Genomic DNA, 14,548 nt, shown 5'->3' on the forward strand with positions numbered 1-14,548 from the left:
TAGCTTCCAGTTACGCCCACCTACGTTTCTACGATGCAAAGGTACATCAAAAATCCGAATTGACGAAAAGAAAAGAGATATTTTTTCTTTATCGCTGCTCCTATGTGTTTGTTTTAGAGTTCTCCAATCCCTACTTTATTTCTTAGGAACGAAGGTTTCCCAGGTCTGATCATCGTAGAAAATACGGATTTCGGTAATCTTTCTTTGCGGTTTGTCTACATATTTTACCGCCGCTTGGGCGATATTTTTAGGTGTACGATTTACACCCTGCATTTGAGGCTGGTCAAAGAGCGAGGGAGAAGTAGGGGAGGCTGTGGCTCCTTCGGCTCCAAAATCGAGCATAGGCTCGGCAGAGGCGGCTCCAGAAGACTGACTGCCCTGCTTCATCCCCTCAGCACCACCGGCTGCTCCATCCGTAACGCCCTGATACATGTCTGCAGCACCCTCTTCGCTGCCACCCTGGGAAGCCTGGTTCTGATACATAGGAGGAGTACCGTAGAGTACCCAATAAACGTTTACCTGAGGAAAACTCTTATGGATGCCATCCACAATGCTAAGCGAAGGATTGGTCTTCCCGTTGAAAATATTGCTCAGCGTAGCGGTCGAGATTCCGATCATCTGAGCGAAGTTTTGCTGAGTGAGGTGCTGGTCCTCCATCAGCTGTCTGATTCTATCTTTCATGCTCTAAAATTTTAGCGTTCATTTTTCTACTGATACGATGTTTTATTTCCGAACAAGCCACTTTTGGGCCCTTTTCGGGTTGATTTTACAAAGATAAAGCAAAAATTTAGAATAACCAAACATTTCTGAATAAATTTAGATTTTTAAACTTTAGGTTTCTGTTTATAAATTTAAATTCTACTCACTCCACCATCCGGTTTTTAGGTTTAGTTTTATAAATATAAACCTATCAGTCAAAATATATGACGAACCTTTTCTTTATAGATTTAGGCTAAATCACTGGTTATTCATACCATAAACCACCTAAATAAAGGCATATAGAGCGATTTATGCAATGTTTACCCCATACCTATGTAAAAATCTATGGTTTACAAAACAACTAAAGCACATAACTAACTGAGTTTCCACTACTTATAAATTCAAAATATAGCATGAATATTTATTCATTCATAACTATAAATACCCTGTTTTATCTTTATTTTTATAAATATAAAATGTAAATTCGCGTATTTAGTTTTCTTGTATTTATGTTTATAAATCAAAATCACCCGTTTTGATTTATGAATTTAAAAACATAAACTTAGGAAACGTAAACCTTAATAAATGCAAACGACCGATTTCAGACAACAGGAAATGGCAAATTTTTCCATTTCTAGCGTATTCCAGCCCATCGGCAAGGAGACGGGTAAATTCGCGAGTAATGAAGAGGGTTAATTTATCTAAGTTACTGATAACCAATAAAGTTAAGTCTATTTTCAGGCAAAACAGAAAAATGGGCATCTAGCTCGAAAAATCGCTTAAATCCCCCATTTTTGCCCAAAAATCGCCCAAAATGAGCCCAGGTAAACGCTCCAAAAAGAGCTGAAAATCCCCTATTTGGGGCAAATTTATAATGCTAAACGCTAGTTGGCTGCTTTCTGGAAACAGGCGGCAAAGAAGGCCGAAAACGGAAACGAGCTCCTGCCGAGAGAAAACTCTCAGCAGGAGCTCGCCTACTCTCCCCCACTTCGCTCTTCAGCATCAGTGAAGGATAAAAAAAATGAGTTCTTTCATCAGTTCACCCACCGGAGTGGATGGATTATCCAGTCCCTTTATCTTCGCATCCACCTCCTTAAACTTCTCAATAATCGCCATCACTTTCACGCCCGTATAGTTCCTCATTCCTATAATATATTCGCGCGCCGCCCAAGCTCCGCGCAAATCCAGGAATTTTGCGAGCTCATTTTCGTTCTGCCTGTTGGGTGCATAATAAGCAATCATCAGGTTTTGGAAATAAGTAAAGAGCATCGGGAGAAGCGTGAAGAGAGAACCACTCTTCGGATTGCTGTCAAAATAATTTATTATCTGATTTGCCTTGAACACATCGCGGCTGATGATGGCACTTCTCAGCTCAAAGGCATTGAAGTCTTTGCTCACCCCTATTTCTCGCTCCACAATCTCCGGAGTAACCCGCCGGTCGTTCTCAGGAAGAGAAATGAGCAGTTTGTCGAGCTCGGAAGTGAGTCGGTGCAAATCTGCTCCCACATGATCTGCCACCATCTGGGTAGCCTTGGGTTCAATGGTTGCCTTACGGGTCTTGAGATAAGTCTCGATGAAGCCCGGCAGATTTCGGTCGTAGAGCTTCTTGCTTTCAAAAACCACACCCGCCTTGGCAGCTAGAGCAGAAAACTTTTTACGACTGTCGAGCTTGCCGTTTTTATGACAGAAAACAAGGATGGTTGTTTTTACCGGATTTTCGAGGTACTTCTCGAGCGCTTCCAAATTCCGCAAATTCTGAGCCTCTTTCACAACCACCACTCTATACTCCGCCATCATCGGGTAGCCCTTGCACAAATCTGCCACTTGCGCACCCGTAACATCAGCTCCGAAAACCACCGTCTGATTGAAGTCACGCTCCTCGGGCTGGAGCACATTTTCTGAAATGTAGTCGCAGATCTTATCTATATAAAAAGGTTCCTCGCCCATCAGAACATAGACGGGAGAATACTTCCGAGCCTTCAAATCTTTCATGATTGACTCGTAACTTATTGCACTTTTCTTTTCTACCATTGGATTATTTTTTGTAACTTTGCACCCAGCAAACTCCGGGGGTGCGGACAAGCATTTGCTCCGCCTCCAGGTTCGCAGTTTTCTGAGGTACAGTTTTCAGCTGCACTTCGACTGCAAAGTTACAAAAAATAAATTGAACTGCCTATATAAAAGAGGTAGTTTTTGAAAATGAGGTATGGTTAAAAGAAGAAAAGAAACCATATCGAAAACAGAAAAGAAAGAAATATAACCCTATATATATAATAAGGTACAGAAAAATGATTCGCTTAAATTTGCCTTCTTTCGACATCAAGGTTTCGGGCTCAAAACAGCATCCCCAGATACTGGATGTGCTGCGCCGGAAGTTCATCACGCTCACTCCCGAAGAGTGGGTGCGCCAGCATTTCGTTCATTTTCTCATCGAGCACAAGGGGTATCCTGCCTCTCTGCTCGCCAACGAAATCCAGCTGAAATGTGGCGACAAGGTGCTGCGCGCCGACAGTGTACTCTACTCCCGTGAGTTGCAGCCCCGCATGATTATCGAGTACAAAGCCCCTCACATCCCCATCACACAGAAAGTATTCGACCAGATTTCGGTTTACAATCTTCTGCTCCATGTCGACTTTCTGGTGGTCAGCAACGGGCTGGAGCATTACATCTGCAAGATGGATTATGAAAGTAAAAAATATGTATTTTTAGAGACCATTCCCGATTATTCCGATTTATTGACATTATGAGAGCGTCGGGGGATAGTCCGGAAGTTTTTAAACAGAGTTTCCCCAGCCTTCAAAATTTGCGAATTTCCGCCCAACCGGCCATCCGTTTTAGAATTCGCGAATTTTGGAGGCCTTTTTCTGCCCCCTTTTCCTCTCCCTTTTTGAGCACTCCTTTTCCTCTCCCATCCCCTTTCTCGCGTTATTTTTTAATAAAAAACCCATTTTCATTTTGTAGTCTCCTCCTTTTATACTATCTTTGCATAAGATAAGCTGCACTCGGCAATTTGAAAGCAAGCTTTCATTGCCCTCGTTTGCATTATCTTTGCAACTAATATATATATTAAGGTATAGACAGCCTAAAAGAACAGAAAGAAATGGAGAATAAAAAGATAAAAATCGCCGTAGCCGGAACAGGATATGTAGGCCTGAGCATCGCTACCCTGCTGAGCCAGCATCATGAGGTGGTGGCAGTAGACGTGGTACCCGAAAAGGTGGAGCTCATCAACTCGCGCCGCTCGCCTATCCAGGACGAATACATAGAGAAATATCTGGCTGAAAAGGAACTCAACCTCAAAGCCACAACCGATGGAGAAGAAGCCTATAAGGATGCCGACTTCGTAGTGATTGCCACACCAACCAACTATGATCCGGTGAAAAACTACTTCGACACCTCGCACGTAGAAGAAGTCATCCGTCTGGTGATGCAGGTGAATCCCGATGCCATCATGGTCATCAAGAGCACCATTCCGGTAGGCTACACCGAAAGCATCCGCCAGAAGACGGGCAGCAAGAACATCATCTTCGCTCCTGAATTCCTGCGCGAGAGCAAGGCACTCTACGACAACCTCTACCCGAGCCGCATCATCGTGGGCAGACCGAACGGTGACGAGCGACTGGACCAGGCAGCCCGCACCTTTGCAGAACTGCTGAAAGAGGGAGCCATCAAGCAAGACATAGAAACCCTGTTCATGGGACTTACCGAGGCAGAGGCAGTGAAACTCTTCGCCAACACCTACCTCGCCCTGCGCGTGAGCTACTTCAACGAGCTGGATACCTACGCCGAAATGAAGGGCCTCGACACCAAGGCGATTATCGACGGAGTGGGTCTGGACCCTCGCATCGGCACCTTCTACAACAACCCTTCCTTCGGATACGGCGGCTACTGTCTGCCGAAAGATACCAAGCAGCTGCTCGCCAACTATGCCGATGTGCCTGAGAACCTGATTCAGGCGATTGTAGAGAGCAACCGCACCCGCAAGGATTTCATCGCCGACCGCGTGCTGAACATGGCTGGCTACTACGATTATGCCAACCAGAACAACTTCAGCGAGGAGGAAGAGAAGCCTTGCACCATCGGCGTATACCGGCTCACGATGAAGAGCAACAGCGACAACTTCCGCCAGAGTAGCATACAGGGCGTGATGAAGCGCATCAAGGCAAAGGGCGCGCAGGTTATCATCTACGAACCTACGCTGAAAGACGGAACCACCTTCTTCGGAAGCCGCATCGTAAACAACCTGGATGCCTTTAAGCAGCAGAGCCAGGCCATCATCGCCAACCGGTATGACAAGTGTCTGGATGATGTGGAAGAAAAGGTTTACACCCGCGATATTTTCAGAAGAGACTGATTTTGAGTTAAAAGTTAATAGTTAATAGTTAACAGTTGAAAGCTGAAGACGGAAAATAGGAAACAATAATATTTATAATAAAGAGAAAAATAAGAAATGGCAAAATTAGTAATCAATTCCTACGAGGAATTTGCATCTCACCTCGGTGAGAAGTTAGGAGAATCAGACTGGTTGCAGATTGACCAGGACCGTATCAACAAGTTCGCAGACGCTACACTCGACCCACAGTGGATCCACGTAGACGTAGAGCGCGCCAAGGTAGAGAGCCCTTACCACAGCACCATCGCTCACGGTTACCTCACCCTCTCAGTACTCCCATACCTCTGGCAGCAGATTATCGAGGTAAACAACCTCAAGATGCTCGTAAACTACGGCATGGACAAGATGAAGTTCGGTCAGCCAGTCATCACCGGTTCACGCGTGCGCCTGGTAGCCACTCTCCACGACATCCAGAACATCCGTGGCATCTGCAAGACCAGCATCAAGTTTGACATCGAAATAGAAGGTCAGCGCAAGCCAGCCCTCTCAGGCATCGCTTCTTTCCTCTACTATTTCAACAACTAAAAGATGGCAGCAGGTAAATGGATTGGTGGTGTGCTCGGTTTCATCACAGCCGGTCCGCTGGGAGCCCTGGCAGGCTATGCCCTCGGTTCCCTCTTTGAGCACGGACTGGATGCGGTAAACCGCGACGGCGACCACCATTACAACAACGCCTACGATGCCTACAGCGGCCAGCAGCACAGCGGCCGCCAGGGCTTCGGAAACCAGGGCTACAGCCGCCAGCAGAGCTATGAGGGAGAGCGAAACTCCTTCATGTTCTCGCTACTGGTGCTCAGCTCCTACATCATCAATGCAGATGGCAAGATCATGCATTCCGAGATGGAGATGGTGCGCCGCTTCCTGCGTCAGAATTTCGGCGAGGCAGCCAAACAGCAGGGCGAGGAAATTCTCCTCAAACTCTTCGAACAGCAGAAGCAGATGGGCATGCAGCAGTACCGTTCGGTGATACAGGACAGCTGTCATCAGATACGTGCCAACATGATGTATGAACAGCGCCTGCAGTTGCTCAATTTCCTCGTCATGATAGCCCAGGCCGATGGAGTTGTGAATCCTCAGGAGATTCAGGCGCTCAAGGAGATGGCCATCCACATGGGGCTTTCTGCCGAGGATGTAGACCAGATGCTGAACCTGGAGAGCGGGGCTTCTTCAGCAGGCAGTCTGGATGATGCCTACCGTGTTCTGGGTATCAGTCCTGACGCCTCAAACGATGAGGTGAAGGCCGCATACCGCAAGATGGCACTCAAGCATCATCCTGACAAGGTAGCAGCCCTAGGCGAAGATGTGCGCCGTGCAGCCGAGAAGAAATTCCAGGAAATCAACGACGCCAAAGACCGCATTTACAAGGCTAGAGGACTTTAGGGTCCGGATTAGGATTAAAAGTTCCAGATTAGGATTATAAAGGAGTTAAGACAGATTGTCCTAGCTGCCTGAAAACGAAAAAAATAAAGGCTCGCCAATCAATTTTGGCGAGCCTTTATTGTATCTTATCGCATCTTTATCAGAAGATTATCATCCGAAAAGAGCGGAGAGAGGAGGAAGATTAATCCTCACCCTCAGTCTTTCTTCTGCGGATAGCGCGCTTGCGCTTTGGCTTCTCCTCAGTCTTAGGAGCCTCAATCTTAACACCAGCCAATTCTGGGTCGATGAGGATACGGCCGCAATACTCACAAGGGATAATCTTCTTGTGCATCTTGATATCGAGCTGGCGCTGAGGTGGAATCTTGTTGAAGCAACCGCCACATGCATCACGCTGCACGTAAACGATACCCAAACCGTTGCGGGCACCATTACGGATGCGCTTGAAGCTCTGGAGCAAACGTGGCTCAATCTTCTTCTCGAGCTCGAATGCCTTCTCCTTCAAATTCTCCTCTTCCTCACGGGTTTCAGCCATGATAGACTCAAGCTCAGAACGCTTCATTACCAGACCCTTCTCGCGGTCAGCCTTCTGGTCCTCAGCCTTGTGAAGGTCGTTCAGGCGCTCGTTGATTGTCTGCTGCGCCTCGCGGATTTTCTTGCTGCAAAGTTCGATTTCCAGCTCCTGGAACTCGATTTCCTTGCTCAAAGTATCATACTCGCGGTTGTTGCTAACCATTTCGAGTTGCTTCTTATAACGCTCCACGCTAGCCTGAGCCTCCTCAATCTCGTGCTGCTTCTGATCGATGGCGCGGTCAAACTGCTCAATATCGGTCTGGATTTTCTCGATACGGGTGGTAAGACCAGCAATATCGTCTTCCAAATCCTGAACTTCGAGAGGCAACTCACCTCTCAACGCACGCTTTTCATCAATTGCAGACAAGGTGGTCTGAAGCTGATAGAGAGCCTTCAACTTCTCTTCCACTGTCAAATCTGTAGGATCTTTCTTTGCCATAACTTTATTTTTTTTAATGTTGAATGTTAAATGTTGAATGTTGAATGAGGCTTGCGCCCTTCCAACCTATAAATACAATATCGGATTCGTATTTATCTCCGAGATGCAGCATTTGGCATCTGGGAAATTCTCCTGGATGATGCTGCGGAAGATTTCGCCCGTAAACTGCTCACTCTGATAGTGGCCGATGACGCAGATCTGAATCTCCTGCTCGTGGCCGAAATACTCGTGATAGCTCATCTCGCCTGTGATGAAGGCATCGGCACCTGCCTTGATGGCTGCGTCGAGCAAGAAAGCACCTGCTCCACCGCAGAGTGCCACCTTCCTGATAGGCCGGCGAAGCAACTGGTTGCACTGCACGCACTCCACGCCAAACCGCTCCTTGAGCATCAGCACCAAGTCGTCGGCTGCCAGGTCCTCAGCCACCTCTCCGATGACGCCCTCGCCGCCCTTCACGCCATCCACTTCCTTCTCGCCAGCAAAGAACTGCACGTTTCGCAGTCCCAGTTTCTCGGCAATTTTGAAGTTCACGCCGCCCGCAGCCGCATCCATGTTGGTATGCATCGCCACGATGGTAATATCATTCTTAATCGCCTTGCGCACGGTACGCTGCACGTAGTTCTCGTCCGAGATTCTCGCCAGTTTGCGGAATATCAGCGGATGATGGCTCACGATGAGGTTACATCCCTTCCGGATGGCCTCGTCTACCACGGCTTCAGTAACGTCAAGACACAACAATGCCCCTGACATTTCTACCGCCTCTGTCAATCCAACTTGCAGGCCGGCATTATCATATCCTTCCTGCAAGGGCAGAGGCGCGTAATGTTCAAGGGCATCAACTACCTGTTTTATTTTCACGCTCCTATTCAATATTTTATTTTTAGACTGCAAAGTTACTCATTTTTCCCCGATTTTATCTCCATACAGCCCTCTGTTTAAACTTTTTTAATACAAAGTTTCGCTTTTGCGCAAAATATTTCACAAAAACAGCCGATAGTTGTAGATTTTTTATTAATTTTGCAAGCATACTTCATAAAAGCAGAACGGAGCCCGTCCCCAAGGAAAGGTTCCCGATGAAGAACAGAGTATAATAAATTGGTTTAGAACATCGTATCATAAAAATAGTATAGCTTATGCATCAATCTACATTACACTGCGATTTCGCACTCCCTGCCGAATGGGAGCCACAGAGCGCCATCATGCTCACCTGGCCACATGCCGGCACCGACTGGAAGCCGTATCTGCCTGAAATTACAGATACTTATCTCGAACTGGCAGATATCATCACGCGCTACGAGCAGCTGCTTGTGGCTACACCCGATGTGCCTGCCACCAGATACCAGCTCAAGAAAAAACTCTCTGCCGAACAGATGAGCCGCGTGCTGCTCTACGAGGTAGAAAGCAATGATACCTGGGTGCGCGATCACGGACCCCTCACGATGGTGCTGCGCAGAAAGCAGAACACCTGGATGGTGCCTTACCGCATACTCGACTTCAAGTTCAACGGCTGGGGCGAAAAGTTCAGATGGGAGAAGGATAATGCCATCACCCTGCAACTATACTATCAGGCAGCCTTCAATGCCGATATAGAGAACCACCAGGGCTTCGTGCTCGAAGGAGGCAGCATCGAGAGTGACGGAAAGGGTACACTCTTCACCACCTCACAGTGCCTGCTGGCGCCTCACCGCAACCAGCCGCTCGACCACGACAGCATCGACCATCTGCTGCAGACTTTCTTCCAGCTCAAGAGAGTCGTCTGGCTGGATCACGGCAATCTGATAGGCGATGATACCGACGGCCACATCGACACCATCGTGAGAGTGGCTCCACACGACACCTTATTATATGTAGGCTGCGATAATCCGGAAAATGAGCAGTATGAAGATTTCCAGGCGCTGGAAAAGCAACTCAAGAGCCTCTTCACCTGGGAGGGATACCCTTACCGCTTGCTCAAACTGCCGATGCCCGACCCTATCTATGATGAGGGCGACTGCCTCACCACCAACCCGGATAGCGAGGGCGACCGCTTGCCAGCCACCTATGCCAACTTCCTGATACTGAACAAGGCGGTGATTTATCCCACCTACAATCAGCCGGAAAAGGACGAGGAGGCACGCAAGCAGATTCAGCTCGCCTTCCCCGACCGCGAAATTATCGGCGTAGATTCGCAGACCATCATCCGCCAGCATGGCAGCATCCACTGCATCACCATGCAGTTGCCCGAGGGAGCCCTCAGAGACTCAACATTCCACATTTAACATTCAACATTTAACATTAAAAGTAAAAAATGAACGTCGGTTTATTACAACTTCATAATACGGCAGATATCGCCAACAACAAGCAGCGCCTGGCAGAAGGCATCATCGACCTCGCCCATCGCGGCGCAGAGCTCATCGTGCTTCAGGAGCTTCATAACTCCCTCTATTTCTGTCAGGTAGAGGATGTTGACCTCTTCGACCTGGCAGAGCCTATTCCGGGTCCTTCGACCGATTTCTACGGCAAGCTTGCCAAGGATCTCGGCGTCGTCATCGTCACCTCCCTCTTCGAGCGCCGCGCTCCGGGGCTCTACCACAATACGGCGGTAGTGATGGAGAAGGATGGAAGCATAGCCGGAAAATACCGCAAGATGCACATCCCCGACGATCCTGCCTACTACGAGAAGTTCTATTTCACTCCGGGCGACCTCGGTTTCCACCCTATCCAGACCTCTGTTGGCAAGCTCGGCGTGCTGGTTTGCTGGGATCAGTGGTATCCCGAAGCAGCCCGTCTGATGGCGCTGCAGGGATCCGAAATGCTCATCTATCCTACCGCCATCGGCTACGCTACCTATGATACCGAGGAGGAGCAGCAGCGCCAGCGCGAGGCGTGGACTACCGTGATGCGGGGCCATGCCGTAGCCAACGGATTGCCGGTCATCGCCGTAAACCGCGTAGGTTTCGAGCCCGATCCAAGCGGTCAGACCGAGGGTATCCAGTTCTGGGGCAGCAGTTTCGTAGCCGGTCCTCAGGGCGAGCTCCACTACCGCGCCAGCGATCAGGAAGAAGAGAGCCTGGTAGTAGATATCGACCTGAAGCACAGCGAGAATGTGCGCCGCTGGTGGCCATTCCTCCGCGACCGCCGCATCGAGAACTACAGAGATATTACCAAGCGATTTATCGATTAACTGAACTTTCGCATATCAGGAAGTTAAAGGAGTTAAGGAAGTTAAGGAGTTAAGACGTATGTTTTTCAGCTTAAAAACTATGCCAAAAAGACTATTGTCTTAACTCCTCAGCGACCATAGGGAGCGATAACTCCTTTAACTTCTTTAACTCCTGAACTTGTGAAACTTGAATATATAAGGTGTAGATTTTCAGGATAAATGGAGAATTTGGAAGTGATGGTGATACTTTTCATCATCGTGATTTTAGGTTACGTCGCCTGCAAGTTGGGATATATGGGCGACAAGTTTGACAAGAAGCTATCCAGCATGGTGGTAGATATCACCTGTCCCCTGCTGGTGCTCTCGTCAGTAATGGGCGATGAGCTGCCCGACCGCACGCTCATCCTTCCCCTCCTGGGCGTAGGTTTTCTTACCTACATCCTTTTGCTGGTATTCGGTTTCTGGGTGCCGCGTCTCATCACGCGCAATCATGACGACCAGGGCATGATAGGTTTTGCGCTGATGTTTGCCAACGTAGGTTTCATCGGCTACCCTATTGTTTCAAGCATATTCGGTCCGAAGGCCATTTTTTATGCCGCGCTACTCAACATGCCGAACACCTTTTTTATTTTTACGGCAGGTGTAATGCTCATCAAGGGCGAGTACAGCATCAAGCAGTTCAATCCTAAGGTGCTGTTTTCTCCGGCTCTTCTGGGTGCTTTTGTTGCCGCCCTCCTGGTAGCTTTCGGGGTTCATACGCCTGATATCATTGCGCGTCCGGTAACGATGGTGGGCAACATAACGGTTCCGGCAGCCCTGATGATTATCGGTTCCTCGATGGCTAAGTTGCCGGTGAAGGAGATTATCGGCAGTCCTAAGGTATACCTCTCCTCGTTCTTGCGTCTTGTGGTAGTACCTTTGAGCATTTATTTCCTGTTCAAGGTATGTGGTGTAAGCGATCAGGTCAACGACATCAATACGGTTGTCATTGCGATGCCCGTAGCGAGTTTCGGCACGATGTTCTGTCTGAAATACGGCCGCAATCCTTCTCTCATCACCGAGATGACGTTCATCACCACGGTTGGCAGCATCATCACCATCCCGCTCATCACCCTCCTCTTTTCGTAATGCAGGGAGGGTGAAATGCCTGGCGTACTTGCGTATCTTACTGCAAAAAAATCCCCTGATGCCACAGAGAGCACCAGGGGATTTTTATCTTTTAATTGTAATAATCAACACTCAACATTCAACATTACTTCGCGCTGATTTTCTTGCCATTCTGGATGTATACGCCCTTCTTCATTGCCTCGGTTATGCGGCGGCCGTTCAGGTCGTAAATGGCCTTATTGCCAGTCTCCTTATCCAATGTTACAGAATGGATGCCGGTAGGCTCCAGGTCCTCTACCACATTATCGAAGTATTTAATCCAGTTCTTGGTGTATGGATAAGCATTATACCTCGCCTTACAACCCTCGTAGAGATGCAGCGTGCGGTACAAATCACTGCTCTTGCTAGCAAATACGCACCAGCTGATCCAGCCAGGAGCCGCCTTATGACGCATATATACATCTGTCAGATTGAGGCAGTAATTGAATGTATTGAGACCGAATTCCTCTATCGTTTCAGGCAAGTCAATCTCCTTCAGCTTGGTTGCCGAAAAGGCGTTGGAACCTAACTCTTTTACACCGGCAGGCATCTTGAAATGCTCCAGAAAAGCATTGCCTTCAAATGCATACTTAGGAACCATATCAGCCCTGCTGTCTTCATAAGCAACCACCTTGGCTCCGCTCAGGTCGATGCTCTTGAAATAATGGCTTGCCAGCTCATCAAAGTCGCGCTTGTCTATCTCGCCGTTCACCTTGATATTTCGGTATACAACATAGTCAGGATCTTCGTTGGCAAGTTTTTCCTTCAGCTGCCCGGCTCCTGGCTGATTTACCACCAGTTCCTGCTCCTGATAGTCGCTATAAGTCCTTACCTCGAGATCATAAACCGGCTTCACACCTACGAAATAATTTATGCGCTCTGTGCTGACATTATCCACCAGTTTACCATTCATTATTGCAAAAAACTTTGATATGCCCTCATCCACCGTCAGGTAATAGTAATAACAAGAACCGAGGACAGGCTTGTTTTTATAGAAATTGCTAGGAAGATTATATCCGCCACTAGCTTGCTTAAATGTGGCACCTTTACCCATTTTCGTATTGAGTTCAAATGTGAGAGGCTCATATCCAGTTGCCGGCAAACGCTTTCTCTCAAAGTTTCGGTCATACAGTTCTATGTATTCCGAAGAACCTTCTTCCTTAGCTAGGATAGCCAGATAATCACCCGGTTCTGCATCCAGTGTAAACTGCAGAGAAAAAGTTGGAGAAATATAATACCTATTAACTGCCAATTTGTCCAATTTCATAGGTTGAGACGATACGATTTCTCGCCTTTCTCCCTTAGCATTCATAAGGGCTACGACGCACTCTCCGGTAAAAACACGGTCACCTGTATTACCGATAGGCATAGAAAAGAGTGTACCTTTCTGACCCTTCTTTACGTCGGTAATATTCATATTCTGTACCTGCATCCGATCTTTATCCTTCACGAATCCGATAGCAGACACTTTCTCCGTTCCGCCAGATGGTTCCATGCCGAATACTGCCGATTGACCTACATTATATTTATCGCCCGTTGGCTTTCCTGCGCTTTCCGGATTCAGGGCTCCTATCTGGTAGAAACCATCACAATAGCCGCCCCAGCCCCAGTTTACGCTGAAGCTTTCGTCCTTGTATCCATCAATTACGAAGGCATGACCGCCTCTAGCTGGGTCAGAAGCAGCATAGAGCACGGGGCGGTTGGCATCAATCTCGTCGCGCAGTCTGCCGTTCCATGCCTCAGCACCCACATCTTCTATTGCCATCAGATGCGAAAGTTTGCTGTAGCCGAAATGCTTCTGCAGGGCGGTTACCAGGTTGCCGATATACGCACCGCTTCCGTCCTTATTATACTGCATCTCCACAGCCACACCGAGGTCTGCCATCAGTCTTGCCACGCCGTCGAAAGCGGCATCGTTGGTGCCGTCATATTTGGCAGGCATGCTTGTCCAATCGTAGGTATGCTCGAAATTGGCAGTCAGGGTCTTGCCGTTCCAGGTATAAGAATGACTTCCGGTGCCCTTGGCAGGATAGCCGTGGTGCTTCATTACGATGGCTCCAGCCGTTGCTACACAGCCTGTTACATAGTTGCTTGGCGTATACTTATTGAAAGGAACATTTTGGTCCCATTCTGCGGTTTTGAGCAGTTTTTCGCCTGTAAATGCTGCTCTTGTGGCAGTTTGGTTTGCTACATAATTGTCGCCCAGCGCCGCAATCTGCCGTTCATAGCTCTTCAGCAGATCCTTCAGTCCGTCAGGCAGATTCTCGGCATCAAATGATCCCGTTGAGGTATAGCCCAATACTGGCGCTACGGCATCATCACCAGCGATAATGACGAATCCGCCGGCATCGTTGTTAAATACATAGTAAGCATCCGATGGCGATGCAGTAGTAGCCGTGCGGCTCTTCGCCTTCGCCTTCTGCGGCATCTGCTTTCCCCAGAAGCTGTAGGCCTGTTGCTGAGCCTGCCATTGTGTGATTCGCTTGGCCTGCAGAGGAGAGTATCCCAGCGCCAGCAACAATACCAATAGAAATTGAATGTGTAATAGTCGCTTCATAAGTTCTTATCTTTTTTAAAGGTTATTATATATATGTATAGTTCTTTGAAATTTCTTCTTCTTTTGCAAAGATAGTAAAAAAAAATAATGCCACGCAAGTTTTATGCCTTTTTTTTGCCCCGTTCTCCACTTTTTTACGCAATGACATCTTTTTTACGCATTGAACGATAAAAAAATCTCCATTTTTTCGTTATTACCCGTTTTTTGCTTATCTTTGCAAAT

12 protein-coding genes are annotated in these 14,548 nt (G+C 47.9%); 7 read left to right on the top strand and 5 right to left on the bottom strand.

Going from position 1 to position 14,548, the window contains the following annotated elements:
* Nucleotides 1–135 precede the first annotated feature (135 nt).
* Together NQ544_RS07110 and holA are read right to left on the bottom strand one after the other, a co-directional pair.
* Complete coding sequence (locus NQ544_RS07110; RefSeq protein ID WP_006847361.1) at nucleotides 136–681, bottom strand: helix-turn-helix transcriptional regulator; 546 nt, start codon at nucleotides 679–681, stop codon at nucleotides 136–138.
* Nucleotides 682–1,701: 1,020 nt separating this feature from the next.
* The gene (gene holA / locus NQ544_RS07115; RefSeq protein WP_006847358.1) at nucleotides 1,702–2,730 is read right to left on the bottom strand and encodes a DNA polymerase III subunit delta; all 1,029 of its coding nucleotides are present in this window, start codon (nucleotides 2,728–2,730) and stop codon (nucleotides 1,702–1,704) included.
* A gap of 257 nt (nucleotides 2,731–2,987) precedes the next feature.
* Here holA and NQ544_RS07120 point away from each other — a divergent pair, with 257 nt between their 5' ends.
* The 4 genes from NQ544_RS07120 to NQ544_RS07135 all read left to right on the top strand — a co-directional run bounded on the left by NQ544_RS07120 (nucleotide 2,988) and on the right by NQ544_RS07135 (nucleotide 6,472).
* Nucleotides 2,988–3,446, top strand: coding sequence for a type I restriction enzyme HsdR N-terminal domain-containing protein (locus NQ544_RS07120; protein WP_022120899.1), 459 nt, complete (start codon nucleotides 2,988–2,990; stop codon nucleotides 3,444–3,446).
* A 353-nt stretch (nucleotides 3,447–3,799) separates the two neighbouring features.
* Nucleotides 3,800–5,053, top strand: coding sequence for a nucleotide sugar dehydrogenase (locus NQ544_RS07125; protein ID WP_006847354.1), 1,254 nt, complete (start codon nucleotides 3,800–3,802; stop codon nucleotides 5,051–5,053).
* Between the two features lie 96 nt (nucleotides 5,054–5,149).
* On the top strand, nucleotides 5,150–5,617 hold the full coding sequence (locus NQ544_RS07130; protein ID WP_006847353.1) for a MaoC family dehydratase: 468 nt from the start codon (nucleotides 5,150–5,152) through the stop codon (nucleotides 5,615–5,617).
* A gap of 3 nt (nucleotides 5,618–5,620) precedes the next feature.
* Nucleotides 5,621–6,472, top strand: a complete 852-nt coding sequence (locus NQ544_RS07135; protein ID WP_006847352.1) for a TerB family tellurite resistance protein — start codon at nucleotides 5,621–5,623, stop codon at nucleotides 6,470–6,472.
* Nucleotides 6,473–6,653: 181 nt separating this feature from the next.
* Here NQ544_RS07135 and NQ544_RS07140 read toward each other — a convergent pair whose 3' ends face one another.
* Together NQ544_RS07140 and NQ544_RS07145 are read right to left on the bottom strand one after the other, a co-directional pair.
* Nucleotides 6,654–7,481, bottom strand: a complete 828-nt coding sequence (locus tag NQ544_RS07140; protein ID WP_006847351.1) for a zinc ribbon domain-containing protein — start codon at nucleotides 7,479–7,481, stop codon at nucleotides 6,654–6,656.
* Between the two features lie 66 nt (nucleotides 7,482–7,547).
* Entirely contained in the window at nucleotides 7,548–8,339 is a 792-nt protein-coding gene (locus NQ544_RS07145) for a Nif3-like dinuclear metal center hexameric protein (protein WP_006847350.1), read from the bottom strand.
* A gap of 275 nt (nucleotides 8,340–8,614) precedes the next feature.
* On the opposite strand from NQ544_RS07145, the gene NQ544_RS07150 reads away from it, so the two are divergent.
* From NQ544_RS07150 to NQ544_RS07160, 3 genes are all read left to right on the top strand, one after another.
* Nucleotides 8,615–9,739 (top strand): agmatine deiminase family protein, encoded by a 1,125-nt coding sequence (locus NQ544_RS07150; RefSeq protein WP_006847349.1) that lies wholly within the window; start codon nucleotides 8,615–8,617, stop codon nucleotides 9,737–9,739.
* A gap of 29 nt (nucleotides 9,740–9,768) precedes the next feature.
* A complete protein-coding gene (locus tag NQ544_RS07155; protein ID WP_006847348.1) occupies nucleotides 9,769–10,644 on the top strand; it encodes a carbon-nitrogen hydrolase in 876 nt (291 codons plus the stop codon).
* 198 nt (nucleotides 10,645–10,842) lie between these two features.
* A complete protein-coding gene (locus NQ544_RS07160) occupies nucleotides 10,843–11,751 on the top strand; it encodes an AEC family transporter (protein WP_006847346.1) in 909 nt (302 codons plus the stop codon).
* Between the two features lie 124 nt (nucleotides 11,752–11,875).
* Here the strand turns inward: NQ544_RS07160 and NQ544_RS07165 are convergent, their stop codons facing one another.
* On the bottom strand, nucleotides 11,876–14,326 hold the full coding sequence (locus tag NQ544_RS07165) for a C10 family peptidase (RefSeq protein ID WP_006847345.1): 2,451 nt from the start codon (nucleotides 14,324–14,326) through the stop codon (nucleotides 11,876–11,878).
* Between the last annotated feature and the right edge of the window lie 222 nt (nucleotides 14,327–14,548).

The sequence above is a fragment of the Segatella copri DSM 18205 genome, assembly GCF_025151535.1.
GTDB classification, from domain to species: Bacteria; Bacteroidota; Bacteroidia; order Bacteroidales; family Bacteroidaceae; genus Prevotella; species Prevotella copri.

Coding starts and splice junctions, on each gene's coding strand:
- NQ544_RS07110 (WP_006847361.1), bottom strand. CDS start 681: ATGAAAGATAGAATCAGACAGCTGATGGAGGACCAGCACCTCACTCAG.
- holA (WP_006847358.1), bottom strand. CDS start 2,730: ATGGTAGAAAAGAAAAGTGCAATAAGTTACGAGTCAATCATGAAAGAT.
- NQ544_RS07120 (WP_022120899.1), top strand. CDS start 2,988: ATGATTCGCTTAAATTTGCCTTCTTTCGACATCAAGGTTTCGGGCTCA.
- NQ544_RS07125 (WP_006847354.1), top strand. CDS start 3,800: ATGGAGAATAAAAAGATAAAAATCGCCGTAGCCGGAACAGGATATGTA.
- NQ544_RS07130 (WP_006847353.1), top strand. CDS start 5,150: ATGGCAAAATTAGTAATCAATTCCTACGAGGAATTTGCATCTCACCTC.
- NQ544_RS07135 (WP_006847352.1), top strand. CDS start 5,621: ATGGCAGCAGGTAAATGGATTGGTGGTGTGCTCGGTTTCATCACAGCC.
- NQ544_RS07140 (WP_006847351.1), bottom strand. CDS start 7,481: ATGGCAAAGAAAGATCCTACAGATTTGACAGTGGAAGAGAAGTTGAAG.
- NQ544_RS07150 (WP_006847349.1), top strand. CDS start 8,615: ATGCATCAATCTACATTACACTGCGATTTCGCACTCCCTGCCGAATGG.
- NQ544_RS07155 (WP_006847348.1), top strand. CDS start 9,769: ATGAACGTCGGTTTATTACAACTTCATAATACGGCAGATATCGCCAAC.
- NQ544_RS07160 (WP_006847346.1), top strand. CDS start 10,843: ATGGAGAATTTGGAAGTGATGGTGATACTTTTCATCATCGTGATTTTA.
- NQ544_RS07165 (WP_006847345.1), bottom strand. CDS start 14,326: ATGAAGCGACTATTACACATTCAATTTCTATTGGTATTGTTGCTGGCG.